Source organism: Pseudomonas sp. OTU750018, assembly GCF_011636575.1.
Taxonomy (GTDB): Bacteria; Pseudomonadota; Gammaproteobacteria; order Pseudomonadales; family Pseudomonadaceae; genus Aquipseudomonas; species Aquipseudomonas peli.
Genome location: NZ_JAAPAU010000002.1, coordinates 424,950 through 449,152, shown reverse-complemented (window position 1 = coordinate 449,152; position 24,203 = coordinate 424,950). Strand labels below are relative to the sequence as shown.

Sequence of the window (24,203 nt, the reverse complement as noted above, 5' to 3'; positions counted from 1 at the left end):
TTCACAGCTTGAGCTGACGGATGGCGGTGTTCAACGAGCCGGCCAAATTGGCCAGGTTGGCACTGGTCAGTGCCGATTCCCCCGTTTGGCTGACGGTTTGCTCGGTCACGTCGCGGATGCGGATCACCGCGCGGTTCATTTCTTCAGCCACCTGGCTCTGCTGTTCCGCCGCCACGGCAATCTGCGTGTTGCTTTCACGCATATGCGCCACCGACTCGGTGATGGCCACCAGCGCCTGGCCGGCCTCACCGGCCTGTTTGACGCATTCGTCGGCCTTGATCGAACTGTCCTGCATAAAGTCCACGGCATCACGGGTGCCGCTTTGCAGGGTATTGATCATTTGGGTGATCACATCGGTGGAGTCCTGCACCCGTCTAGCCAGGTTGCGTACTTCATCTGCCACCACGGCAAAGCCGCGCCCCATTTCACCGGCGCGGGCCGCTTCAATGGCAGCGTTCAAGGCGAGCAGGTTGGTCTGTTCGGCAATGCCATGGATCTCACTGACCACACCACCAATCTTCTGGCTATCGGCGGCCAGCTTTTCGATCATCTGCGCGGTTTGCTGCACGCCGCTGGACAGCCCGGAAATCGATAGGCTCACGCGGTTGACTGCCTGCTGGCCGCTGTGCGCAAGGTGTTCGGCATTCTTGGACTGGTCACGGGTATCGGCGGTGTGTTCGGCAATGTGATGCACGGTGGCGGACATCTGATTGATCGCCGTAGCTGCTTGCTCCGTTTCGCTTTGCTGTTCGAGCATACCCTGGCGTACATCGCGCATATTACCGGCCAAGCGTTCGGCACCTTCATCCAGCTGCGCTGCTGACTGGGCAACGATGCCAACAACACGCTGGTAGCCGGCCTGCATGGCATTAAAGGCACTGGCCATCTGGCCCACTTCATCTTTGCAGTCGAGTGGTACGCGGGCGCTGAGGTCGCCGCTTTTTTCCACCTGCAGCATCACATCCTTGAGGGTGTTGAGGTGGCTGAGCAGAAAGCGAATCAGCAACTGCGATGCCGCCAGCAACAGCAGCATCAATAGCGCAACAACCAGGGCATAGCTCGGGGCACGGTCGAAAAACACCTCGGGCAGGCTTGGCGCCGAGGCGGTGATAGCCAGGCGCTGACCGTCTTCACGGACGATGACTTCGGCACCAATCAGACCCTCACTGCCATTCAAATCGACCCAGCCGCGGGCGTTGGCCAGGGCGCTGCCCTGATTGTCCGGTAGGCGTGGAGTCTGGCCGGCTGCAACGCTCAGCAGGTTGCTCGCGCTTGGCAGGGCCTTATCCTGCGGCCATTGGCTTAATAGTCGGGCCTGCTGCTGTGCGGCCTGCTTGGCGGCGGTGTGATGCACCTGCTGCTCCAGCTGCAGCGCATAGAGTACCAACAGCAGCGTGGTAAAGAAGGCCACGGCATTTACGGCCCAGAACTTGTACTTCAGGGAAAGGTCGCTGATCCAATGGCCCATGCAGGTGTCTCTGTGTGAGGTGAAGGCTTGGCAAAGTGCCAGTAGTGTCGGTCAACGACACTGCGGCGCTATTGATCCTTATCAACAAGCTAGCACTCACTGCGCTACTCAGGGGTCAGTCGGTCGTACCCTTTGGGGTGGGCAGGTTGAAGAAGGCCCTGGCTGTAGCGCTGGTATGGGCCGCCAAAACCTGTTCGGTTTCACCGCGGTGCAACGCCACTTCACGCAACACCTCAACCAGAAAGGCCGGCTCGTTACGACCGTTCTTCGGCTTCGGGCGCAGGCTGCGTGGCAGCAGGAACGGCGCATCACTTTCCAGCATCAGGCGGCCGCGGGGGATTTCCTTGACGAGCGGATGCAGGTTACTGCCGCGGCGCTCGTCGCAGATCCAGCCGGTGATGCCGATGTGCAGGTCCATATCCAGGTAGTTGAACAGCGCGCGCTTCTCCCCGGTAAAACAATGCACCACGGCCGCCGGCAGCTGGTCGCGGAAGTGCCGCAGGATGGCCAGCAGGCGCTCGTCGGCATCGCGTTCATGCAGGAATACCGGCAGTTGCAGTTCTAACGCCAGGGCTAACTGCTGCTCCAACACCTGTTCCTGTTGTGGCCGTGGTGAAAAATCGCGATTGAAGTCCAGCCCGCATTCGCCCACCGCGCGCACTCTGGGTTCTTCCAGTAAAGCTTTGAGCTGCGCATGGCTGTCGCTGTTCCAGCTGCTAGCGTCGTGGGGGTGAATACCGGCAGTGCTGAACAAATGTTCTGCGCTGTCATCCAACTGCTGGCACAGCTCCAGGGCGTGTTGGCTTTCCGTCAGACTGGTGCCGGTTAACAGCATTTGCTGGACGCCCGCCGCATAGGCGCGAGCGAGGAGTGCTTCGCGTTGTTCAGCAAAGCTTGGGTGAGTCAGATTGACGCCGATGTCGATGAGTTGCATGGTGCTACCTGCTGAATTGATTGGGCAGCATAGCAGAGCTTTTTTAATAGATTAAAAGCTAATAAATACAGCAACTTAAAGCTTTTATGTGATGTCGTATGTGATTGTCGGCTGGCGTCTGAGTGCGGGCTGTGCGAACCTCCGCGCCCCGCGCGAGGGGTCAGTTGCCTTGTCTGCAGCCTGTTTAACCGGGTGGCGGTGCTGATCTTTCGGCCGATTCTGCCCTGGAGCCTTGATGTCGCGAGTGCTGCTCATCTGCTGCCTATTGCTGCTGTCTTGCACGGCGGTAGCGCGCGTGGCTGGCCCGCTGGAAGTCGAGCAGCCTAAGGCGGTCCGCGACCTGGCGAGTATTCGCAGCAGCGGCGAATTGCGCGTGCTGGTCAACCAGAGCCGCAACAGCTCGGGTGAAGTCAAAGGCCAGAGCATTGGTGTTGAATATCAACGTATGCGCGCCTTCGAGCAGTACCTCAATCGCAACTCGCGGGATGGCCGCACACTCAAGCTGAAGATCATTCCGCGCGCCAAGGACCAATTGCTGGCCGCCCTGCAGCGGGGTGAAGGCGATCTGGTCGCGCCTGGCGAACTATTGAATATGCCGCGCGGCAGTAACCTCAGCGCCAGCGCGGCGATCCGCAGCAACGTGCCAGTGATCATCGTTGCCAAGCAGGGTAACCGGCGTTATCAGAGCCTCGAACAGCTGTCCGGACGCAGTTTGGCATTACCTGCAGGCAGTGTGGCGGGTGAGGCGGTACGGGCGCTCAATCAGCGGCTGATCGACAGCAAACGCTCACCGATTATCGTTGAGTGGGTTGACCCGAGCTTGGCGGTCGAGGACGTGTTGGAAATGGTCCAGGCTGGGATATTCAGTGTCACCGCAGTGGAGCAGCCGATTGCTGAACGTTGGGCCAAGGTGATGCCTAAGTTGCGCCTGGACCGCCACCTGCCATTGGCCAGCGACGGTGACATGCGCTGGTATGTGCGTCGCGACACCCCCATGCTTGGCGCCAGTATCGACCGCTTCCTCAAGGGTTACCGTGATCCTGCGGATTTAGATGCCGCGTTCCAGCGCGTCTATCGGCGATTGTACAAAGTGCATTATCCGCTGGGCCGTACCGAGCGTCAGCGCCTGGAAAAAGTCCGTCCAGTGCTACAACGCTATGCGACCCAGCATGATTTCGATTGGTTGGCGCTGGCTGCCGTGGCCTTTAAGGAATCGACCCTTAACCCCGCCGCCCGAGGTGCGGGCGGTGCAACCGGTCTGATGCAGATCACCCCGGCGGCCGCACGCAGTGTTGGCGTGAGCAATATCGGCGTGCTGGATAACAACGTGCAGGCCAGCGCCAAGTACCTGGCGATGATTCGTCGCAACTACTTCAACAGCCCACAGCTTAACGAACGTGAGCGCATGGCCTTTATCCTGGCTGGCTACAACCTGGGCCCGCAACGGGTGCAGAGTTTGCGGGCTGAAGCGCGTCGGCGTGGCCTAAATCCTAACCAGTGGTTCTTCCAGGTCGAACGGGTGGCGATGGAGCAGATGGGCATGGGCGTGGTCAGCTATGTGAATAGCGTGAATAAGTACTACCTTGCTTATGACCGTGAGCGCTATCTGCTTGAACCCTAGCGCGCGGGTTGAGAATGTTGATTTATTAATTTATTCGATATTTTAAAGCGATTTTATGCGCTTTAAATATTGGTTAATTGGGTTAATCTTCTCTCCATCAACCCCTGACTACAAGGACTGCTGCACATGAACGCTCTGATCAAATCTGTTGTTGCAACTCAAGCTGGCTATGGCCTTACCGTGCTGCGCATCATTGCCGGCATCACCTTCGCCGCCCACGGTGCGCAGAAGCTGTTTGGCTGGTTTGGCGGTTACGGCCTGGAAGGCGTAGGTCAGTGGATGGAAAGCATCGGTCTGGCGCCAGGCTACTTGTTGGCACTGATGGCCGGTAGCGCCGAGTTCTTTGGTGGCATTGCCTTGATTATCGGTCTGCTGGCGCGCCCAGCTGCAGCGGTACTGGCAGTGACCATGGTGGTGGCGATTGCCACTGTGCACCTTGCCAATGGTTTCTTCATGAGCAACAACGGTTATGAGTTTGCCCTGGCACTCTTGGCGATCAGCGTAGCAATCCTGATTGAGGGCGCTGGCAAGCTGTCCCTGGACAAGCGCATCGCTGGTTAATCGATACGCAGCAGCCAGTAAAAAGCCCACTTCGGTGGGCTTTTTACGTTTCAGGGTTGGGGTTTGTTCTGCGTCGCCAGCTGTTCGGCAGCTTCCAGGCGCAGTTGTTCACGCTCATCGAAGTTCTCTGCGGCCAGCTGGGCAATGGCGGCGCGTTTGTCGCTGGCGCTCATGCCTGGGTTGTTTTCGATGGCGGCTTTTTCAGTGCTGTACTGGGCAATGCGTTTTTTCCAGGTTTGCCGCTGCTGATCGAGCACTTCGAGGCGCTGGGTGGCTTCGGCGCCGACCAGTTGCTGACGCAGCTGGCGGATCTGTTCCGGTTTGGCGCCGGCCGCCTGCAGTCGCGCGGTTTGCTGGCGCAGCTCGTTCTGCAGTTGCGGCAGCACGGTGTCCTGCATCTCTGCAGGCAGACTGTTACGCAGTTGGTCAACAGCGGCGGCTTTACCGGCATCGTCCAGCTCGCCGTTCTGCAGAATCGCCAGGCGTTGCAGGGTGAATTGGTTGTAGGCCTCTTCGCGGGCGAAGAATGCCTGCTGCGTTTCACTGTCGAAAATCCGCGCGCGCAGTGCCTTCACAGCGGCCTCGCGCTGGCGCAGGGCATCCAGATTGGCCATCTGCGGCAGGTCGCGTTCGAGCAGTACCAACTCGCGCTTATAGTCGAGGTACTGGTTGAGCAGAACCAGGGCCTGCTCACGGGCATTGGCCGGCAGTTCTGCGGCGATATAGGCACGCAGCCGCTCGACGCTGGTACGCAGCGGTTCTTCACCGGCTGCGGCAAGGAAATAATCGAAGATGCGCCGGATGTCTTCGCTGATCAGCAGGTTGCCGTTAGCGTCCAGACGAAAGACGCCATCCACTGTGGTGCCGCCGAATGAAGCGGGCAGGTTTTTTAGTGGCGCGACTTGGGTCTGCATGCCGATCTGGCTTGGTGAAGCCGATGGCGTATCACTGCGTTGAATCGGCTGTGGCGCATCGCCACTGAGCTGCGCGGGAATATCCACGGGTTGCAGGTACAGCGCGAGAGCCAGGCAGGCGGCGAACAAAAGCGGTGAGAGCAGCAGAAATTTTTTCACAGGCACTCTTCAGGCGGGCAGGCGAGTTTGGCGAAACGTACAACAGCACCAGAGGCTGCACGGCAGCCCCTGGTGAAGCCGTTACAGTCCGTCGTTTTTCAGGCGGTTGGCATGTTGGCGATAGACCGTGACCGGGTCCGTTTCAAACAGGCTGGTCAGGCCGAGGGTCTGGTTGACCTCATCGAGGTGGTTCATCCGGTAGTTATCGCGGATTACCTTGCCCATGCGCGAGCTGCAGCGGCCAACCAGGCCGTCGTTGGCTTCGCCATTGAAGGTTAGCGCGGTGGCGCCCAGCAGCAGGTCGCTCGGGTCGATGATATTGGTCACCGGGCTGGTACCACTCCAAGAGTAGTAGCGCACGCCATTGACGCTGTAAGCACCTTCACCGCAGGCGGTGGTTGGAATCCCCTGTGGGAACTTGGCGTTGAAACGCGCCGCACCCTGGCTGTTAAGAGACTCCAGCGATCCCAGCGCGTTCTGCGGGGTGGTGCTCGAACTGCCAGAGAGGAAGTTGATCAGTGTGCCGAGGCCATTGACGATACCCGATAGCAGGGTTTCTCCAGCTGAACCCGGCGGTACCTGGCGGATAAAGTCGGCGGTGGCCGAGCCTTTATGTGGTGCACCGACGCTGGTAGCGGAAGCAATCAGGTTTGGTTTGACGGCAGCGACGTAGCGGATGGTCGGCCCACCATGGCTGTGGCCGATCAGATTGACCTTGGGCTTGCCGCTGATGGCGACAATCTCTTCCACCTGATCCAGCAGTTCTTCGCCGCGTGCTTCCGAGGTGTTCAGTTGGCTGACTTCGGTGATGTACACGCTGGCACCGTCGCGCCGCAGCGCGGCAGGAATGCCGTACCAGTAGTCGACGCCCAGGATACTGTCGAAGCCGAGCATGCCGTGGGCCAGTACAACCGGGTACTTGGTCTGGGTGTAGCCGGAGGAGCCGAACCAGAAAGCATGGGTGTTGCCAGAGGCCAGCAAGCCGGCGCCCAGGCAGAGGGCGAGCAGGGTTTTATTGTTGTTCATTGGTGCTCTCGCTAGGGTTTATCGGGCAGTTCAAGGCAATCCATGCAGCCAAAACGCCCATCCCGTGGCGCGTACATCAGCCCAAGGGTAGTGGCAGAAACCATGCCAGTAGTCGCAAACAGCCGTATAGCCCTCTGCCACGGGCGATACATCGAAGTTGTGCGCAATCCGGTGCAGGCGCGGTGCCGCGGGTTTGTTACGGGGTGAAACGGTGCTGGTCTGGATTCAGGCCCCAGATGGCGGATCAGCGGCCTGCGAGCCAGCGGCAAAAAGCCAGGTTGGCCGGCCGAATAGGGGTGCCACCAGTCAAAGGTTGGGGTGATTGGGGAGGGCCGCAGGATCGTGGCTTGACAGCTTTGCGCGGGCTTCTCTAGGATGCCAACCCATGCGCCGATTTAAACAGCTACTTGCGGGGCGCCGGGTTAACTGCTGATTGCAGTGCCCTGAGAAGCACTCTTCTGAGGCTTTGAAATTCCGCTAAAGCGCTGGTTCGGTGTCGCCTCTCACCGCTGCCCAGCGGACTCAATGAGGCGGAGACATATCGATGCACTGTCCCCAACCGCTTATTCGCCTAGCCCCGATCACGTCCGGGCTGACCCTGCACAATCCGAAAATCCTCCTTGGCGGTAGCCACCAGCCGACCTTGCTGCGCTACCTCGATGGTTGGCCCAAGCGTTGGCCGGGACCGCGGACCTTTCTGATCAACCTTGTTCACGACGGCGAATCCCTGGCACGCTTTGCCAGCAATCATTTCGATATGGCGGTGATCCAGGCGCCAACGGCCGCGCAGCTGGATGAAACCGTGCGGCAGTTGACGCGCGTAGCCAAGCAGGGGCTGATTACCCGGCGCTGAGTGAACCCCACAATAGCTTTGGCCAAAGCCACCGCCGATCCGCTAGGCTCAAACGATATTGTCAGGGAGTGGGCTATGTTCGAATCCGCCGAGATCGGCCGCAGCATTGATAAAGAAACCTTTGAGGCCGAGGCCCCCGCGCTGCGCGAAGCGCTGCTGGAAGCGCAGTATGAGCTGCAGCAGCAAGGGCGTTTTGCCGTACTTATTCTGATTAACGGCATCGAAGGTGCGGGTAAGGGCGAGACGGTCAAGCTGCTCAATGAGTGGATGGATGCGCGACTGATTCAGGTCAGTACCTTCGATCAGCAGACTGATGAAGAGCTGGCGCGCCCGCCGGCCTGGCGTTACTGGCGGCAACTGCCGCCCAAGGGACGTATCGGCATTTTCTTCGGCAACTGGTACAGCCAGATGCTGCAGGGGCGGGTGCACGGGCGGATCAAGAATGCTGTGCTCGATCAGGCCATCGATACCACCCTTGGGCTGGAGCGCATGCTCTGCGATGAGGGCACGCTGATCTTCAAGTTCTGGTTCCACCTGTCCAAACAGCAGATGAAGGCGCGGCTCAAGGCGCTGCAGGATGACCCGCTGCACAGCTGGCGTATCAGTCCATTGGACTGGCAACAGTCAAAAACCTACGACAAATTTGTACGCGTTGGCGAGCGTGTGCTGCGCCGCACCAGTCGCGATTATGCGCCCTGGTATGTGGTCGAGGGGGCTGACGAGTATTACCGCAGCCTGACGGTCGGACGCATTCTGCTCGATGGCTTGCAAGCCGCGTTGAAGGCCAAGGCGCGCCCAGTGCCTCATCCTCATGCCGCGCCGCTGACATCCAGCCTGGATGAACGTGGGCTGATCGATAGCCTGGACATGACCCAGGCGCTGGACAAGGACAGCTACAACGAGCAACTGGTGGTTGAGCAGGCACGCTTGTCTAGCCTGATGCGCGACAAGCGCATGCGCCGCCATTCGCTGATCGCGGTGTTCGAAGGTAATGATGCAGCCGGCAAGGGCGGCGCGATTCGCCGGGTGATTGGTGCGCTTGATCCGCGCCAGTACCGCATCGTTCCAGTTGCCGCGCCGACCGAAGAAGAGCGCGCGCAGCCCTATCTGTGGCGTTTCTGGCGGCATATTCCACCGCGCGGTAAGTTCACCGTATTTGATCGCTCCTGGTATGGCCGGGTGCTGGTGGAGCGGGTCGAGGGCTTCTGTAGTACGGGCGACTGGCTACGCGCCTATGGTGAGATCAATGATTTCGAAGAGCAGCTCAGCGAAGCCGGCGTGGTGCTGGTGAAGTTCTGGTTGTCGATTGATCAGCAGACCCAGTTGGAGCGCTTCAAAGCCCGCGAGCAGATCCCCTTTAAACGCTTCAAGATCACCGAAGAAGACTGGCGCAACCGTGAGAAATGGCCGCTGTACCGCGATGCGGTAGGCGATATGGTCGACCGCACCAGCACGGAAATCGCCCCGTGGACGTTGGTGGAAGCCAATGACAAGCGCTTTGCCCGGATCAAGGTGCTGCGCACCATCAACGAGGCGCTCGAAGCGGCGTTCAGCAAAGACTAAGGCACATGGGTAAGAGGATGGTCGCGCATACGGCTGATGAATGATCATCGCTGAGCGAGATTGTCCGGCTTTATTCTTATTGGCAACTCAATCCAATAACAATGAGGTGCGACATGCGTGAAGTGGTGATCGTTGACAGCGTACGGACTGGTTTGGCCAAGTCCTTCCGTGGCAAGTTCAATCTGACCCGTCCAGACGACATGGCGGCTCATTGCGTCAATGCATTGCTGGCGCGCACCGGTATCGACCCAGCGCTGGTGGATGACTGCATCGTTGGCGCCGGCTCCAATGAAGGCGCTCAGGGCATGAACATTGGCCGTAACGTGGCCGTGCTGTCCGGCCTGGGCACCAACGTGGCGGGCATGACCCTCAATCGTTTCTGCTCCTCGGGCCTGCAGGCCATTGCGATTGCAGCCAACCAGGTGGCGTCGGGCTGCAGCGATGTAATCGTGGCGGGCGGCGTTGAGTCGATCACCATGACCCTTAAAAGCATGAACACGCAGAACCTGTTCAACCCGCTGCTGCAAAAAGAGGTGCCGGGCATCTATTACCCGATGGGCCAGACCGCCGAGATCGTCGCCCGTCGTTACAACGTCAGCCGCGAAGCCCAGGACGCTTATGCTCTGCAGAGCCAGCAGCGCACTGCGCGGGCGCAGGCCGAAGGCCTGTTCGACGATGAAATCGTGCCGATGCCCGTCAAGTATCAAGTTGAAGATAAAGCCACCGGCGAGAAGAGCATCGTCGACGGCGTCGTCGCTCACGACGACTGCAACCGCGCAGACACCACTCTGGAAAGTCTGGCCGCGCTTAAACCGGTGTTTGCCGATGACGGTTCGGTCACCGCTGGCAACGCCTCACAGCTCTCCGATGGCGCGTCGATGACCCTGGTTATGAGCCTGGAAAAAGCCATCGAGCTGGGTCTCAAGCCACTGGCGTTCTTCCGTGGCTTTGTTGCCGCCGGTTGCGAGCCCGACGAGATGGGCATTGGCCCGGTGTTCTCGGTGCCCAAACTGCTCAAGGCCAAGGGCCTGAGTATTGCCGACATCGACCTGTGGGAGCTTAACGAGGCGTTTGCGTCGCAGTGTCTGTATGCCCGCGACCGTCTGGAAATCGACAATGCCAAGTACAACGTCAACGGCGGCTCGATTTCCATCGGCCACCCGTTCGGCATGACGGGTTCGCGTCAGGTCGGCCATTTGGTGCGTGAGCTGCAGCGGCGTAACCTGCGTTACGGCATCGTCACCATGTGTGTGGGCGGCGGCATGGGCGCGACCGGGTTGTTTGAAGCCGTGCGCTGATCGTCCTGCTCTCAATAAAAAACCGCGACATGTCGCGGTTTTTTATTGGCTGGTTTTTGTGTTCAGAATGCGCGACTTTCGATGATCTCGTTGGCATGTTTCATCCGGCGGATATAGAAAGCGATCTCCCGTTCTGCATCCGTTCGGTTGAAGTAAGGGCCTTCCAGCGTGCCCTCGCGGGTTGAAAAGAAGTATTGCCCGTTGACCGCGCTGACGCGCTCACTGCGGTAGTGGGTCCCGGGGTTATGGTCGATATGACGTTGGCCGAACATAGATGAACCTCCCGCAAAATGAGCTGCTGAGGTCAGTCTAAACGGCGTTTTGATGGCTGCAGATTTTGACGACAAATGGTCGGTTTTGCCGAAATTCGGCTTGATTTCACTGGTTTTCATATTTTTTGACGCCAGAGCGCTGGCTTGATGCGGTGCAGCCATCAGTACAGTTTCCGTGAATTGAGGTGCTTGTCTGTGACTGTGCCGGTTTGCAGGGACGACCTAGAATGCAGTGTCACCGCTCCAACCCGCATCGGGCAGGGGGTATGGTGCTGGTTGCGAGGCGTTTATGCACATTTCTTCCGGTCGTTGGCTCTACGGTCTGTTTCTCGCGCTGCTGACCGCCGTGCTGTGGGGCGTGCTGCCGATCAAACTCAAGGAAGTGCTGCAGGTGATGGACCCGGTCACGGTGACCTGGTATCGCCTGCTGGTTTCCGGCTCTATTTTGTTGGCCTATCTGGCTGCCAGTCAGCGCTTACCCGCGTTTCGTCCGCTGGGCAAGAAAGGTGGCGGGCTTCTGCTGCTGGCGATTGCCGGGCTGACCGGCAACTATGTGCTGTATTTGACGGGGCTTAACCTGCTTAGCCCTGGCACGACTCAGCTAGTGATTCAGGTAGCCCCGATTCTGTTGCTTGTCAGCAGTATTTTTATCTTTCGCGAGCAATTCAGCGTTGGCCAAGGGCTTGGCTTGTTGGTACTGCTGGTCGGTTTTGCTTTGTTCTTCAACCAGCGTCTGGATGAGCTACTGACCTCGCTGACGGCCTACACCACCGGTGTATTGATCGTATTGCTTGCGGCGTTTGTTTGGACGTTCTACGGCTTGGCGCAAAAACAACTGTTGACGGCGTGGAATTCGCTGCAGGTGATGATGGTGATCTACCTGGCCTGCGCTGTATTGCTGACGCCCTGGGCACACCCGCTGCAAGCACTCGAGCTCAACCCGTTACAGGGGTGGCTGCTGTTCGCTTGCTGCCTGAACACCCTGGTGGCGTATGGCGCGTTTGCCGAAGCATTGGCGCATTGGGAGGCTTCGCGGGTCAGCGCCGCATTGGCGATTACGCCGTTGGTGACGTTTGCGTCGGTGGCCATGGCTGCCAGTTGGTGGCCTGACCATGTGCAGCCCGAACAGATCAACTGGTTGGCCTATGGCGGCGCCGTGCTGGTGGTGCTGGGCTCGGCGCTGACGGCGCTGGGGCCGTCGTTGTTGGCGGGTTGGCGCACCCGCAAGGCGCGTTTGGCTGCTCTGACGTAAGTAACGTTCAGGCCCGGCTGCCGAGCGTTTCTGCACGGCGTAACCAACTCTGACGTTGCTCTTCGCTGGAAGGGCGCACCGGCGCGAATTCGGCCAGGCGGCGAGTTTTGATGCCGCTGAAACCGAGGATGGTGCGAGTCATCTGCCGATGCCCGGGTGCCCCATAAATCCAGCGGAAGTACCAGGGCGGGGTATCCATGGTCACTAGCAGGTCAGCCGTGCGCCCCGTCAGCAGCTTGTCCCAGAGTTGCGAGCGGTTGCGATACTTGAAGGCGAAACCGGGTAGAAAGGTGCGGTCAAAAAAGCCTTTGAGCAGCGCAGGAATGCCGCCCCACCAAACCGGATAAACGAAGACCAGATGCTCGGCCCAGTGAATCTGCCGCTGCGCCTCCAGTAGGTCGGGCTCCAGCTGCTGGCTCTGCTCATAGCCGTCGCGCAGTACCGGGTCATAGATCATTTCACCCAGTTTCAGCTGGCGTACCACGTGGCCCTTGCTGCGTGCGCCTTGAGCGTAAGCTTCACCGAGGGCATGGCAGAAGCTGTTGCTTTTCGGTGTGCCGAGAATCATCAGGATGCGTTTGCCATCACCTTCTAGTGGCGTTGCGCCACTCTTTACCGCTTCACTCATGTTGACCTGCCTCCAGCATGTTTTCAGGACGCACCCAGGCGTCGAATTGTTCATTGCTCAGGTAGCCCAACTGCAGTGCTGCTTCGCGCAAGGTGGTGCCGTCCTGGTAGGCCTGTTTGGCGATTTGTGCGGCTTTGTCATAGCCGATATGCGGGTTCAGCGCCGTGACCAGCATCAGACCGCGCTCCAGGTGCTCGGCCATTTTCCCTGCGTCCGGTTGCAGGCCAGCGACGCAGTGTTGTTGGAAGTTATGGCAGCCATCCGCCAGCAAGCGGATCGATTGCAGCAGGTTGTGAATGATCACCGGCTTGAATACGTTGAGTTGCAGATGGCCCTGGCTTGCGGCAAAGGTAATCGTGCTGTCGTTACCCAGTACCTGACACGCCAGCATAGACAGCGCCTCGCATTGAGTCGGGTTGACCTTGCCCGGCATGATCGAGCTGCCTGGCTCATTGGCCGGCAAACGCACCTCGGCCAAGCCGGCACGCGGGCCGGAACCCAGCAACCGCAGATCGTTAGCCAGTTTCATAAGGGCCACCGCCAGAGTTTTCAAGGCACCGGACAGCGCCACCAAAGGTTCATGGCCGGAGAGGGCGGCAAACTTGTTCGGCGCACTGACCAGTGGCAGGCCACTTAAGGCGGCCAGTTCGGCAGCCATAGCATCGGCAAAGCCCTGCGGTGAATTCAGTCCGGTGCCGACGGCCGTACCGCCTTGGGCCAGTTCGCAGACGGCTGGCAGCGCAGCCTGGATGGCGCGTTCGGCATAACCCAGCTGTGCGACAAAGGCCGATAGCTCCTGGCCGAAGGTCATTGGGGTGGCGTCCATCATGTGTGTGCGCCCGGTCTTGACCAGCCGAGCATGCCGTTCAGCCTGCTCCTGCAAGCCATCACGCAGTTCGCGCAGTGCGGGCAGAAGTTGCTGCTGCACCGCTTGCACGGCGGCGATATGCATGGCGGTGGGAAAGCTGTCGTTGGAGCTTTGTGCGCGGTTGACGTGGTCGTTGGGGTGCACCGGTGTTTTGCCACCACGGCCGTTGCCGGCCAGTTCATTGGCGCGCCCAGCGATCACTTCATTAACGTTCATATTGCTCTGCGTACCGCTGCCGGTCTGCCAGACCACCAGGGGAAATTGCTCATCATGCTGGCCGGCCAAGACTTCATTGGTGGCCTGCTCAATCAGCCGGGCCAGATCTGCGGGCAATTCACCGATACGCTGATTAACCCGCGCCGCAGCTTTCTTGATCAGCGCCAGGGCATGCACCACTGGCAAGGGCATGCGCTCCTGGCCGATGGCGAAGTTGATCAGCGAGCGCTGAGTCTGTGCGCCCCAGTAGGCTTCATCCGGTACGTCGATGGGGCCGAGGCTGTCGGTTTCAGTGCGGCTCATGGCGATTCTCCTGAGGGTTGAACGTGCAGCAAGCAACTTGCCCGGCGGGGTGTCTGTCAGCTTAGGTTGCGATGCAGCAGGAGAGGTTCAACCGCAATGGCCGATTACCAACGGGCGCGGGTTTCACCGAGCCAGCCAAGGGCGTTGCTGACTGGCACTCGTTCACCTTCCGGACCGCGTAAAACCCCCTCGAAATGTCCGAACCACTGCTGCGTATCAGCATAAAACGGCCCGAGACGGCGGTAGGCCTGGTGACGCTGACGTGGGGTGAAGGTCAGCTGTACGGCATTATCCGGGCTGCGCAGTTGCCAGGGCGCCAGGGGGTTGTGCGGCGCCTGAGTGATGGCAATGGGGATATCCAGATGCTGCAACTCGCCACCAAACCACAGGGTGTTCTCCGACAGGCCACTATGATCCGTCCAGCCAGAGCCGAAGTTGCCGGCGATGCCACCCGGCGCGGCAAAAGCGGCGCGGGTCCAGTGACTATTGAGCGGCCAGACGCCACGGCCGAAATCCAGTGAGGCAAAGCTTTGCCCGTTTACACAGCTGTAATGCTGTTTGCCCAGTTGCACGCTGCCACTGCAGGGCAGGCCAAGCTGACGACTGGTGGCGTGAAAGCTATGCGGGCCAAGCGGGGCGACTAGGTTGACCGAATCCAGGTGGCTAGGGCGCTGAATGTCCAGGGCGACTTGCAGTGGTTGCCCGCCAATATCCGGTGCATTGATGGTGATACGGGTGCGTCCGGTGTGTTCAGCCACGCGCAGTTGTAGGCGTGGGTGGTTGAATTCGTGGCTTGCCTGCGGTTGGTCTGGCAGGTCACAGCCACGGCCGAACAGGCGGTACTGGCTGTAGGCGACGGCTTGGCCGCTTTGCAGATCAAGGAAGTAGGCGGCGGCGTAACCCAGGTAGTCAAGGTCGGCCTGGGTGAAGGAGAGCATCCACTGCGGGGTGGTGATGCACCAATGGTTCCAGCGTTTGCGCCGACCGAAGTGCCCGGGTATGGCGCAATCGATCATGGGCCTTGGCGACCAGCCGATGGCCTGCGGGTTGAGCAGGCCGCGGCTGTCGCATAGTGCGATGGCGGCAAAAGGCTCTGGGTGAGTGAAACTGTTCATCGACACGTCCATGTGTGTGCTGGCGCCTACCTTGTGGGCTCAAAGGCGCGCTGAAGCAGAAGATGGCTTATCTCGTCGAGCATGCACAGGCGCAGACCTGCTCGGCAAGTGCTGGCATTTTGGCCTTTAACCAGTCAGTGCGCCAGTGCACAGTTGTAGCGTGAATCAATCGATGCTCTGACTGGCTTGAGTGTGACCCGCGGTTGGGCACAAAATGCCGGCAATTGAGTCCAACAGCACTCATACCCTTTCTCAGGAGTAGTACATGTCACGTTTACCTGCCCTTTGCGCTGCCCTAATACTGACGTGCGGTAGTGCTCAGGTGCTCGCCGATGCCAAAAGCCACGCGGCTGACGCTGAGCGCTTCCTGCTGCTGGCACGTGCTGACAAGCTGGCTGTTCCGGTGTATGCCCAGGTGCAGCAGATGTTTGCCCAGCGTTTTGCCGAAAGTAATGCGCCGCAGAGCGAGAAGGCTGTGCTGGAAACCTACCAGGCTCAGGCCAATGCGGCTCTGGAACAGGCCGTGGGTTGGGACAAGCTCAAGCCGGATATGGTCAAGCTCTACACCAGCAACTTCAACGAGCAGGAAATGAAGGACCTGATCCGTTTCTACGAATCGCCACTGGGCAAGAAAGTCCTGGAGAAAATGCCAACGCTGACCGCACAGTCGGCGCAGCTGACCCAGGGCAAGCTGGAAGCCGCCGTACCCAAGGTCAATCAGCTGTTGGCGGAAATGACCACCAAGCTGACTCCAAAGAAGCCCTGAGTGACAGTCCCTATGCCGAAGATCGATTTGTTGCAGGCCGCTCTGGCAAGCCTGCAGCCCCAGCAACTCGATGTGCTGGATGAAAGCCATATGCACAGCCGGGGGCTGGAAACCCATTACAAGGCGGTGATCGTCAGCGAGCAGTTTGCTGGCCTGAATGCGGTTAAACGCCATCAGAAAGTCTACGCCGCCGTAGGTGAACTGATGGGGCAGATCCATGCCCTGGCGCTGCATACCTACACACCCGATGAGTGGACACAGCAGGGCGTGGCTCCGGCTTCGCCGACCTGCAAGGGCGGCCACTGAGAACCTGCTTACGATCTCGCGAGCTAGAGCCCCGTAAGGCAAAAGCAGGCGAGGACGCGCAGTGTACGAGTTGTACATGAGCATCCGAGCCTGCTTTTAACGCAGCAGGGCCGACGCGCAGCAGATCGTAAACAGGTTCTGAGGCAATTCGCCTCTACACGTCGCTTCTCAAGGGCAGTAAACTGCGCACCCCGCCGGCCTAGCGCCGGCGGTTTTGTTTGTGACCCGCCTTCCATGGCGGCCACCCCTGCGGGGCCGTCGCGGAGCGACGTCAAAAATTGCTCCCGGCAATTTTTTGTGGTCCTCCAGCCTGGCAAAGCCGCTGCTGGTCACGTTTGTATCCCGGTCCGCCCTTTACGTGGGCGACTACTGAAGGATTTGCTTATGACTGACAAGATCGTTGTCGCCGCGCTTTATAAATTCGTTTCCCTGCCTGACTTCCAGGACCTGCGTGAGCCGCTGCTGCAATGCATGCTGGATAACGCGGTAAAGGGCACCTTGCTGCTGGCTGAAGAGGGCATCAATGGCACCGTCTCCGGCTCGCGTGCCGGTATCGATGGCCTGATGGCCTGGTTTGACCAGGATCCGCGTCTTGCCGATATCGACCACAAGGAATCCTATTGCGACGAGCAGCCGTTCTATCGCACCAAGGTCAAGTTGAAGAAGGAAATCGTCACCCTGGGTGTGCCCGGCGTCGACCCGAACCAGAAGGTCGGCACCTACGTCGAGCCCAAGGACTGGAACGCGCTGATCAGCGACCCCGAAGTGCTGCTGATCGATACGCGCAACGATTACGAAGTGTCGATTGGCACCTTCGAGGGCGCGGTCGATCCGAAAACCAAGTCGTTCCGCGAGTTTCCCGATTACATCAAAGCGCACTTCGACCCGGCAAAACACAAGAAGGTTGCGATGTTCTGCACCGGAGGCATCCGCTGCGAGAAGGCTTCCAGCTATATGCTCGGTGAGGGCTTTGAGGAGGTTTTCCACCTCAAGGGCGGCATCCTCAAGTACCTCGAAGAAGTGCCGCAGGAAGAGACCAAATGGCAGGGCGACTGCTTCGTTTTCGATAACCGCGTTACCGTACGTCACGACCTCAGCGAAGGCGATTACGACCAATGCCACGCCTGCCGCACTCCGGTGTCGGTGGCAGATCGTCAGTCCGAGTTCTACACCCCTGGCGTCAGCTGTCCGCATTGTTGGGATTCGCTGCCGGAGAAAACCCGCGCCGGCGCCCGCGAGCGTCAACGGCAGATTGAATTGGCTAAAGAGCGCAATCAGCCGCACCCATTGGGCTACAACCCCCGACAAAATCGCGAGGCTTAAGCATGCACGCACGCCTGCTCTATGTGATGGACCCGATGTGTTCATGGTGCTGGGGTTTTGCCCCAGTGCTCGAGTCCCTCGCCGAGCAAGCGGCTGCGGCCGGTGTTGGGCTGGAGTTAGTGATGGGCGGTTTGCGCCGTGATGGGGTGGCTATTGATGCCGCCGCCCGCGTGCGATATCTGGGCTATTGGCAGGCGGTCAATGCCAGCACCGGGCAGCTATTCAACTTCAATGCTGGTTTGCCTGAGGGGTTGGTCTACGACACCGAACCGGCCTGCCGCGCTTTGGTGACTGCACGCAACCTGGCGCCCGAGCTGGTCTGGCCGCTGGCCCGACTGATTCAGCGGGCGTTCTACACCGAAGGCGTGGATGTCACCCGCGCCAGTGTGTTGGTGGAGTTGGCCGAGCGCGCCGGGATTCCGCGCATCGTGTTTGCCGAAGCCTTCGACAGCGCTGCACAGCGCGCCGCCACCGCCGCTGACTTCAGCTGGACTCAGGATCTGGGCATTGCCGGCTTTCCCACGCTGCTCGCTGAACGCAACGGCCAACTGGCGCTGCTGACCAACGGCTATCAACCCCTGGACGTGTTGCAGCCCTTGTTGACGCGCTGGCTGGAGCGGGTTGCCCATGCCTGATCGTTTGAGTTGGGCAGAAGTTCGTCGGCTGGCCCTGCAGCACAAGAAGGCGTTGATCTGGGCCAACCTGGTTGCCGTGCTGGCCACTCTATGCAGCGTGCCGATCCCGCTGTTGCTGCCGCTGTTGGTCGACGAAGTGCTGCTCAACGACGGTGACGCCGCGCTCAAGGTCATGGATAACTTCCTGCCGGCGCACTGGGAAACTGCCGCCGGCTATATCGGCCTGATGCTGGTGCTGACCCTGTTTCTGCGCGGTGGTGCGCTGATCTTCAACGTGCTGCAGGCGCGGTTGTTTGCCCGCTTGTCGAAAGACATCGTCTACCGCATCCGCATTCGCCTGATCGAACGGCTCAAGCGGATTTCCCTTGGCGAATATGAAAGTCTCGGCGGCGGCACGGTGACCACGCACCTGGTTACCGACCTCGATACCCTCGATAAATTTGTCGGCGAGACGCTTAGCCGTTTTCTGGTGGCCATGCTCACCCTGGCCGGCACCTCGGCGATCCTGATCTGGATGCACTGGCAGCTGGCGCTGCTGATCCTGTTGTTCAACCCGCTGGTGATCTACGCCACGGTGCAACTGGGCAAGCGGGTCAAACACCTGAAGAAGCTGGAGAACGACAGCACTTCGCGCTTTACCCAGGCGCTGACCGAAACCCTCGAAGCGATTCAGGAAATCCGTGCCGGCAACCGCCAGGGCTTCTTCCTTGGTCGTCTCGGTGGCCGCGCCAAGGAAGTGCGCGACTACGCCGTGGCCTCGCAGTGGAAGACCGATGCCTCGAACCGCGCCAGCGGTCTGTTGTTCCAGTTCGGTATCGACGTGTTCCGCGCGGCGGCGATGCTCACCGTGCTGTTCTCTGATCTGTCGATCGGCCAGATGCTCGCGGTGTTCAGTTACCTGTGGTTTATGATCGGCCCGGTCGAGCAGCTGCTTAGCCTGCAATATGCCTTCTACGCCGCCGGTGGCGCGCTGACGCGAATCAACGAGCTGCTGGCGCGCAAGGACGAGCCGCAATACCCCGGGCGCGTCGATCCGTTCAAAGGCCGCGACACCGTGGGCATCGAAGTCAGTGGGCTGACCTTTGCCTATAACGACGAGCCGGTGCTGAATCAACTCAACCTGAGCATCGCCCCAGGCGAGAAGGTCGCCATCGTCGGCGCCAGCGGCGGCGGCAAGAGCACCCTGGTGCAGTTGTTGCTTGGGCTGTATACGCCGCAGGCCGGGACCATTCGTTTTGGCGGCAGCAGCCAGGAAGAGATCGGTCTGGAAGGTGTGCGTGAGCACGTCGCGGTGGTGTTGCAGCATCCGGCTCTGTTCAACGACACGGTGCGCGCCAACCTGTGCATGGGCCGTGAGCGGGGCGATGACGCTTGCTGGCGTGCCCTGGAGATTGCTCAATTGGCTGACACCATTCACGGCCTGCCACAAGGCCTGGACAGCATCGTTGGTCGCTCCGGCGTGCGCCTCTCCGGCGGCCAGCGTCAGCGTCTGGCGATTGCCCGGATGGTGCTGGCCGAGCCGAAAGTGGTGATTCTCGATGAAGCCACCTCGGCTCTGGATGCCGCCACCGAATACGCCCTGCACCAGGCGCTCAATCAGTTTCTGCATGGCCGTACCACGCTGATCATCGCTCACCGCCTGAGTGCGGTTAAGCAGGCTGATCGGGTGTTGGTATTCGACGGCGGCAGCATCGCCGAAGACGGCGGCCACCAGGAGTTGATTGCCGAAGGCGGGCTCTACGCCAAGCTCTACGGCCATCTGCAGCACTAAAAAAGCATTAAACGCACCGTTATTTCGCGGGCATGGCCTGCTCCTACCCGCGTAGGAGCGGGCCATGCCCGCGATTTGTTGTGAGTTTCAATCAGGCCTGAGTCCCTGCGACCTCGCACCTGGCAGTTAAATCGACCGCTTTGTAAATCTATCGTTACGCATGGTGAGTGCTTTCGGTCAGCATTCCCGCTGTTTCTCTAGCTGTATTAAAAACTTGCCGAAAGCCATGGCCAAGCCTGGGGCAGGGCGCTCTGGGCTGGCTTGTTAGCGGGCCTGTGCTCGGTTGTTATGAGGTCAATCCCGCTGACGCAGCGGCTGATCAAAACAACAACGAGGAGGCGCAATGAACGCCGTGAACAAGATCGAACAGCACAACCCTATCGGTACCGACGGCTTCGAGTTCGTTGAATACACCGCGCCGACCCCGGAAGGCATCCAGCAGCTGCGTGAGCTGTTCACTGCCATGGGCTTTACCGAAACCGCCAAGCACCGCTCGAAAGAGGTCTGGCTGTTCCAGCAGAACGACATCAACTTCGTGCTTAACGGCAGCCCCATCGGGCACGTGCGCGAGTTCGGTCTTAAACACGGCCCGAGTGCCTGCGCCATGGCCTTCCGCGTGCAGAACGCCGCTCAGGCAGCGGCTTATGTGGAATCCCAGGGCGCCAAACTGGTCGGTAGTCACGCCAACTTCGGCGAGCTGAACATCCCCTGCGTCGAGGGTATCGGCGGCTCCTTGCTGTATCTGGTGGACCGCTTCGGCGACAAGAGCATCTACGACGTCGATTTCGAGTACATCGAAGGCCGCACGCCGAACGACAATGCGGTCGGGCTGAAAGAGCTGGACCACCTGACTCACAACGTCAAACGCGGGCAGATGGATGTGTGGTCAGGCTTCTACGAGCGCATCGCCAACTTCCGCGAGATCCGCTACTTCGACATCGAAGGCAAGCTCACCGGCCTGCTGTCGCGCGCCATGACCGCGCCGTGCGGCAAGATTCGCATCCCGATCAACGAGTCGGCCGACGACAAGTCGCAGATTGAGGAATTTATCCGCGAGTACCAGGGCGAGGGTATCCAGCATATCGCCCTGAGCACCGAAGACATCTACGCCACCGTGCGCCAGCTGCGCGCCAATGGCGTGCAATTCATGGTCACCCCCGGCACCTATTACGACAAAGTCGACACCCGCGTGGCCGGGCATGGTGAGCCGACGGATGTACTGCGCGAACTGAGCATCCTGATCGACGGCGCGCCGGGCGATGACGGCATCCTGCTGCAGATTTTCACCAATACAGTGATTGGCCCGATCTTCTTCGAGATCATCCAGCGCAAGGGCAACCAGGGCTTTGGCGAGGGCAACTTCAAAGCGCTGTTCGAGTCCATCGAGGAAGACCAGATCAAGCGCGGCGTGATTTCCGCGGACTGATAGCGGGTTCGGCCCCGCAACCGGGGCCGGGTTTATCCACGATGGAGTTCTGTTATGAGCCGTAACTGGATCAGTTTTCCCCTGCGTGAAGGCGAGTGTTCGCGTCAGGCGCACTGCGACTTTCCCGAAGGCACTTACGAGCGCGAGATGGGCCGCGAGGGTTTCTTCGGGCCTACGGCGCACTTGCACCACAAGCATCCACCCACTGGCTGGATCGATTGGCAGGGGCCGCTGCGCCCGCATGCGTTCAACTTCAATGATATTTCCAGCGAGCGCGACTGCCCGCTTGCCGCGCCGCTGACCCTGCATAACAGCGATGTGAAGCTGCGCGTGTGGAAAACCCACGGCGCCATGCGTCATCTGGTGCGCAACGCCGATGGCGATGACCTGCTGTTTATCCATGAGGGGGCAGGGCACTTCTACTGCGACTTTGGTCATTTGACCTACCGCGATGGCGATTACCTGCTGATTCCGCGTGGCACCGCCTGGCGCATCGAGGCCAGCGAGCCGACCTTTATGCTGCTGATCGAAAGCACCGACGGTGCCTATCAGCTACCGGACAAGGGCCTGCTCGGCCCGCAGGCGATCTTCGATCCGGCGGTGCTCGATCATCCGCGTATCGATGACGCCTTCAAAGCCCAGCAGGACGAGAACACCTGGCAGATTCGCATCAAGCGCCGCGGCCAGATCAGCACCGTGACCTATCCCTACAACCCGTTGGATGTGGTCGGCTGGCATGGCGATAACACCGTGGTGCGCCTCAACTGGCGCGATATTCGCCCGCTGATGAGCCACCGTTATCATCTGCCGCCGTCGGCGCACACCACCTTCGTGGCCAATGGTTTTGTGATCTGCACCTTTACCCCTCGCCCGGTGGAAAGCGACCCCGGCGCGCTGAAGGTGCCGTTCTATCATAACAACGACGACTACGACGAAGTGCTGTTCTACCACCGTGGCAACTTCTTCAGCCGCGACAATATCGAGCAGGGCATGGTCACTCTGCATCCGTGCGGCTTCCCCCACGGCCCGCATCCCAAGGCGCTGAAAAAGGCGCAGACCGATCCGGCCACCTTTATCGATGAAGTGGCGGTGATGATCGATACCCGCCGCGCCCTGGAAGTCGGCGAAGCCGCCGCCGGGGTGGATGTTCCCGAATATGTGAATTCCTGGCGTGCGCCGGGCAAGGAATCCTGATGAAACTCGCATCACTGAAGCAAGGCCGCGACGGTGTACTCGTCGTGGTGTCCCGCGATCTAAGTCGCGCCACTGTAGTCCCGGCGATTGCCGTTACCCTACAAGCCGCGCTGGATAACTGGGCAGCGGCAAAGCCCAAGCTGGAGGCTGTGTATCAGCGTTTGAACGATGGTCTGGAAGAGGGCGCGTTTGCCTTCGATCAGGCGGCCTGCCACAGCCCATTGCCGCGCGCCTATCACTGGGCCGACGGCAGCGCCTACGTCAATCACGTGGAGCTGGTGCGCAAGGCGCGTGGCGCCGAAATTCCGGAAAGCTTCTGGCATGACCCGCTGATGTACCAAGGCGGTGCCGACTGCTTTATCCCGCCGCATAGCCCGATTCAGATGGCCGACGAAGCCTGGGGCATCGACCTGGAAGCCGAGATTGCGGTGATCACCGATGACGTGCCGATGGGCGCGACCGCTGCCGAGGCCGCCGGGCATATCCAGCTGCTGATGCTGGTCAACGATGTGTCACTGCGTAATTTGATTCCCGGCGAACTGGCCAAGGGCTTCGGTTTCTACCAGAGCAAGCCGTCGTCGAGTTTCTCGCCTGTGGCGATCACCCCGGATGAGTTGGGCGACACCTGGCGTGATGGCAAGGTGCATCGGCCGCTGGTGTCGCATATCAACGGCGCGCTGTTCGGCCAGCCGGATGCCGGCGTGGACATGACCTTCAACTTCCCGACCCTGGTCTCCCACGCCGCCAAGACCCGGCCGTTGTGCTGCGGCACCATCATCGGTTCCGGCACCGTGTCGAACTACGACCGCAGCGCGGGTTCCAGCTGCCTGGCAGAGAAACGCATGCTAGAAATCATCGAGAGCGGCGAGGCGAAAACCCCGTTCCTCAAGTTCGGTGACCGGGTGCGCATCGAAATGTTCGACGCCGCCGGCCATAGCCTGTTCGGCGCCATCGACCAGGCGGTGGAGCGTTATGAACACTGAGTTGACGCTCTACGGCTACTGGCGATCCAGCGCGGCCTACCGGGTGCGTATCGCGCTTAATCTCAAGGGTCTGGCCTACCAGCAAGTACCGGTACATCTGGTTAAGGACGGCGGTCAGCAGCATTCGGCCGAGTATCAGGCGCTGAATCCGCAGGAGCTGCTGCCCTTGCTGGTGGACAAAGGCAACGGCGGGGTGCGCATCGTCCAGTCGCTGGCGATTCTTGAATACCTTGATGAGGTGTTTCCGACGCCGGCGCTGCTGCCCAGCGATCCGGCGCAGCGTGCTCAGGTGCGCGCTCTGGCTCTGCATATCGCCTGTGATCTGCATCCGCTGAACAACCTGCGGGTGCTGCAGTATCTGACCGGAGAGCTTGGGGTGGGCGAGCCGGCCAAGGACGTTTGGTATCGCCATTGGCTGCACAAGGGGCTGGCTGCGGTCGAGGCTGGGCTGGCGGTATTCAATGATCGCCTGTCACTCGGCGAACGGCCCGGATATCTGGAAGCCTGTCTGGTTCCACAGCTGTATAATGCGCGCCGTTTTAACTGTGACCTTGATGCGTACCCGCGCATCCTCGCCATGGCGGCGCGTTGTGAGTCTCTGGATGCCTTTAAACAGGCGGCGCCGGAGGTGCAACCCGACGCTCAGTGATCCCAGCCGGCTTCGCCGCCGCTAGGGTCTGGCGAATCCGGCTTCCTCAGGTAGGCGCAAAGCGGCATAGCCGAGCGCAGTAGCTTTAAACCGATCTGA

At 60.1% G+C, this 24,203-nt stretch carries 23 protein-coding genes; 15 read left to right on the top strand and 8 right to left on the bottom strand.

Annotated elements, in window-relative coordinates; all coding sequences use genetic code 11:
* Window position 1 precedes the first annotated feature (1 nt).
* Window positions 2-1,468, bottom strand: coding sequence for a methyl-accepting chemotaxis protein (locus HCI85_RS10875; protein WP_167144720.1), 1,467 nt, complete (start codon window positions 1,466-1,468; stop codon window positions 2-4).
* Window positions 1,469-1,583: 115 nt separating this feature from the next.
* Complete coding sequence (locus HCI85_RS10870) at window positions 1,584-2,402, bottom strand: TatD family hydrolase (protein WP_167144719.1); 819 nt, start codon at window positions 2,400-2,402, stop codon at window positions 1,584-1,586.
* 235 nt (window positions 2,403-2,637) lie between these two features.
* Between HCI85_RS10870 and HCI85_RS10865 the strand changes: the two genes are divergently transcribed.
* Window positions 2,638-4,023 carry a transglycosylase SLT domain-containing protein gene (locus HCI85_RS10865; protein WP_090253440.1) on the top strand — a complete coding sequence of 462 codons (1,386 nt, stop codon included), beginning with the start codon at window positions 2,638-2,640 and terminating at the stop codon, window positions 4,021-4,023.
* A 126-nt stretch (window positions 4,024-4,149) separates the two neighbouring features.
* Complete coding sequence (locus HCI85_RS10860) at window positions 4,150-4,584, top strand: DoxX family protein (protein WP_090253443.1); 435 nt, start codon at window positions 4,150-4,152, stop codon at window positions 4,582-4,584.
* Between the two features lie 50 nt (window positions 4,585-4,634).
* Here HCI85_RS10860 and HCI85_RS10855 read toward each other — a convergent pair whose 3' ends face one another.
* Window positions 4,635-5,657 carry a lipase secretion chaperone gene (locus HCI85_RS10855; RefSeq protein ID WP_167144718.1) on the bottom strand — a complete coding sequence of 341 codons (1,023 nt, stop codon included), beginning with the start codon at window positions 5,655-5,657 and terminating at the stop codon, window positions 4,635-4,637.
* 81 nt (window positions 5,658-5,738) lie between these two features.
* A complete protein-coding gene (locus HCI85_RS10850) occupies window positions 5,739-6,683 on the bottom strand; it encodes a triacylglycerol lipase (protein WP_090253448.1) in 945 nt (314 codons plus the stop codon).
* A gap of 544 nt (window positions 6,684-7,227) precedes the next feature.
* Here HCI85_RS10850 and HCI85_RS10845 point away from each other — a divergent pair.
* The 3 genes from HCI85_RS10845 (at window position 7,228) to HCI85_RS10835 (ending at window position 10,397) form a co-directional block, all read left to right on the top strand.
* Window positions 7,228-7,536: a class I SAM-dependent methyltransferase gene (locus HCI85_RS10845; protein WP_167144717.1), complete on the top strand. Its 309-nt coding sequence runs from the start codon at window positions 7,228-7,230 to the stop codon at window positions 7,534-7,536.
* 75 nt (window positions 7,537-7,611) lie between these two features.
* On the top strand, window positions 7,612-9,099 hold the full coding sequence (gene pap / locus HCI85_RS10840; protein ID WP_090253452.1) for a polyphosphate:AMP phosphotransferase: 1,488 nt from the start codon (window positions 7,612-7,614) through the stop codon (window positions 9,097-9,099).
* A 113-nt stretch (window positions 9,100-9,212) separates the two neighbouring features.
* Complete coding sequence (locus HCI85_RS10835; RefSeq protein WP_167144716.1) at window positions 9,213-10,397, top strand: thiolase family protein; 1,185 nt, start codon at window positions 9,213-9,215, stop codon at window positions 10,395-10,397.
* A 62-nt stretch (window positions 10,398-10,459) separates the two neighbouring features.
* Here the strand turns inward: HCI85_RS10835 and HCI85_RS10830 are convergent, their stop codons facing one another.
* A complete protein-coding gene (locus HCI85_RS10830) occupies window positions 10,460-10,669 on the bottom strand; it encodes a DUF6316 family protein (protein WP_167145728.1) in 210 nt (69 codons plus the stop codon).
* 289 nt (window positions 10,670-10,958) lie between these two features.
* On the opposite strand from HCI85_RS10830, the gene HCI85_RS10825 reads away from it, so the two are divergent.
* Complete coding sequence (locus HCI85_RS10825) at window positions 10,959-11,921, top strand: DMT family transporter (protein ID WP_167144715.1); 963 nt, start codon at window positions 10,959-10,961, stop codon at window positions 11,919-11,921.
* Between the two features lie 7 nt (window positions 11,922-11,928).
* Here the strand turns inward: HCI85_RS10825 and HCI85_RS10820 are convergent, their stop codons facing one another.
* The 3 genes from HCI85_RS10820 to HCI85_RS10810 all read right to left on the bottom strand — a co-directional run bounded on the left by HCI85_RS10820 (window position 11,929) and on the right by HCI85_RS10810 (window position 15,051).
* Entirely contained in the window at window positions 11,929-12,549 is a 621-nt protein-coding gene (locus HCI85_RS10820; RefSeq protein WP_167144714.1) for an NAD(P)H-dependent oxidoreductase, read from the bottom strand.
* On the bottom strand, window positions 12,542-13,936 hold the full coding sequence (locus tag HCI85_RS10815; RefSeq protein ID WP_167144713.1) for a class II fumarate hydratase: 1,395 nt from the start codon (window positions 13,934-13,936) through the stop codon (window positions 12,542-12,544). Before HCI85_RS10815 ends, HCI85_RS10820 begins: the two co-directional genes overlap by 8 nt.
* A gap of 104 nt (window positions 13,937-14,040) precedes the next feature.
* A complete protein-coding gene (locus tag HCI85_RS10810; RefSeq protein WP_167144712.1) occupies window positions 14,041-15,051 on the bottom strand; it encodes a DUF2804 domain-containing protein in 1,011 nt (336 codons plus the stop codon).
* Between the two features lie 265 nt (window positions 15,052-15,316).
* Between HCI85_RS10810 and HCI85_RS10805 the strand changes: the two genes are divergently transcribed.
* The 9 genes from HCI85_RS10805 (at window position 15,317) to maiA (ending at window position 24,104) form a co-directional block, all read left to right on the top strand.
* On the top strand, window positions 15,317-15,817 hold the full coding sequence (locus HCI85_RS10805) for a DUF2059 domain-containing protein (RefSeq protein WP_167144711.1): 501 nt from the start codon (window positions 15,317-15,319) through the stop codon (window positions 15,815-15,817).
* A 12-nt stretch (window positions 15,818-15,829) separates the two neighbouring features.
* Entirely contained in the window at window positions 15,830-16,123 is a 294-nt protein-coding gene (locus HCI85_RS10800) for a BolA family protein (RefSeq protein WP_090253472.1), read from the top strand.
* 384 nt (window positions 16,124-16,507) lie between these two features.
* Window positions 16,508-17,446 carry an oxygen-dependent tRNA uridine(34) hydroxylase TrhO gene (gene trhO, locus HCI85_RS10795; RefSeq protein WP_167144710.1) on the top strand — a complete coding sequence of 313 codons (939 nt, stop codon included), beginning with the start codon at window positions 16,508-16,510 and terminating at the stop codon, window positions 17,444-17,446.
* Between the two features lie 2 nt (window positions 17,447-17,448).
* Window positions 17,449-18,081: a DsbA family protein gene (locus tag HCI85_RS10790; RefSeq protein ID WP_167144709.1), complete on the top strand. Its 633-nt coding sequence runs from the start codon at window positions 17,449-17,451 to the stop codon at window positions 18,079-18,081.
* The gene (locus HCI85_RS10785; protein WP_090253478.1) at window positions 18,074-19,852 is read left to right on the top strand and encodes an ABC transporter ATP-binding protein; all 1,779 of its coding nucleotides are present in this window, start codon (window positions 18,074-18,076) and stop codon (window positions 19,850-19,852) included. Before HCI85_RS10790 ends, HCI85_RS10785 begins: the two co-directional genes overlap by 8 nt.
* 343 nt (window positions 19,853-20,195) lie before the next feature.
* Window positions 20,196-21,278, top strand: coding sequence for a 4-hydroxyphenylpyruvate dioxygenase (hppD, locus tag HCI85_RS10780; protein WP_160087134.1), 1,083 nt, complete (start codon window positions 20,196-20,198; stop codon window positions 21,276-21,278).
* A 54-nt stretch (window positions 21,279-21,332) separates the two neighbouring features.
* Window positions 21,333-22,472, top strand: a complete 1,140-nt coding sequence (locus HCI85_RS10775; RefSeq protein WP_160087132.1) for a homogentisate 1,2-dioxygenase — start codon at window positions 21,333-21,335, stop codon at window positions 22,470-22,472.
* On the top strand, window positions 22,472-23,455 hold the full coding sequence (locus HCI85_RS10770) for a fumarylacetoacetate hydrolase family protein (RefSeq protein WP_160087130.1): 984 nt from the start codon (window positions 22,472-22,474) through the stop codon (window positions 23,453-23,455). Before HCI85_RS10775 ends, HCI85_RS10770 begins: the two co-directional genes overlap by 1 nt.
* A complete protein-coding gene (gene maiA, locus HCI85_RS10765; protein WP_167144708.1) occupies window positions 23,445-24,104 on the top strand; it encodes a maleylacetoacetate isomerase in 660 nt (219 codons plus the stop codon). Before HCI85_RS10770 ends, maiA begins: the two co-directional genes overlap by 11 nt.
* Window positions 24,105-24,203: the final 99 nt, after the last annotated feature.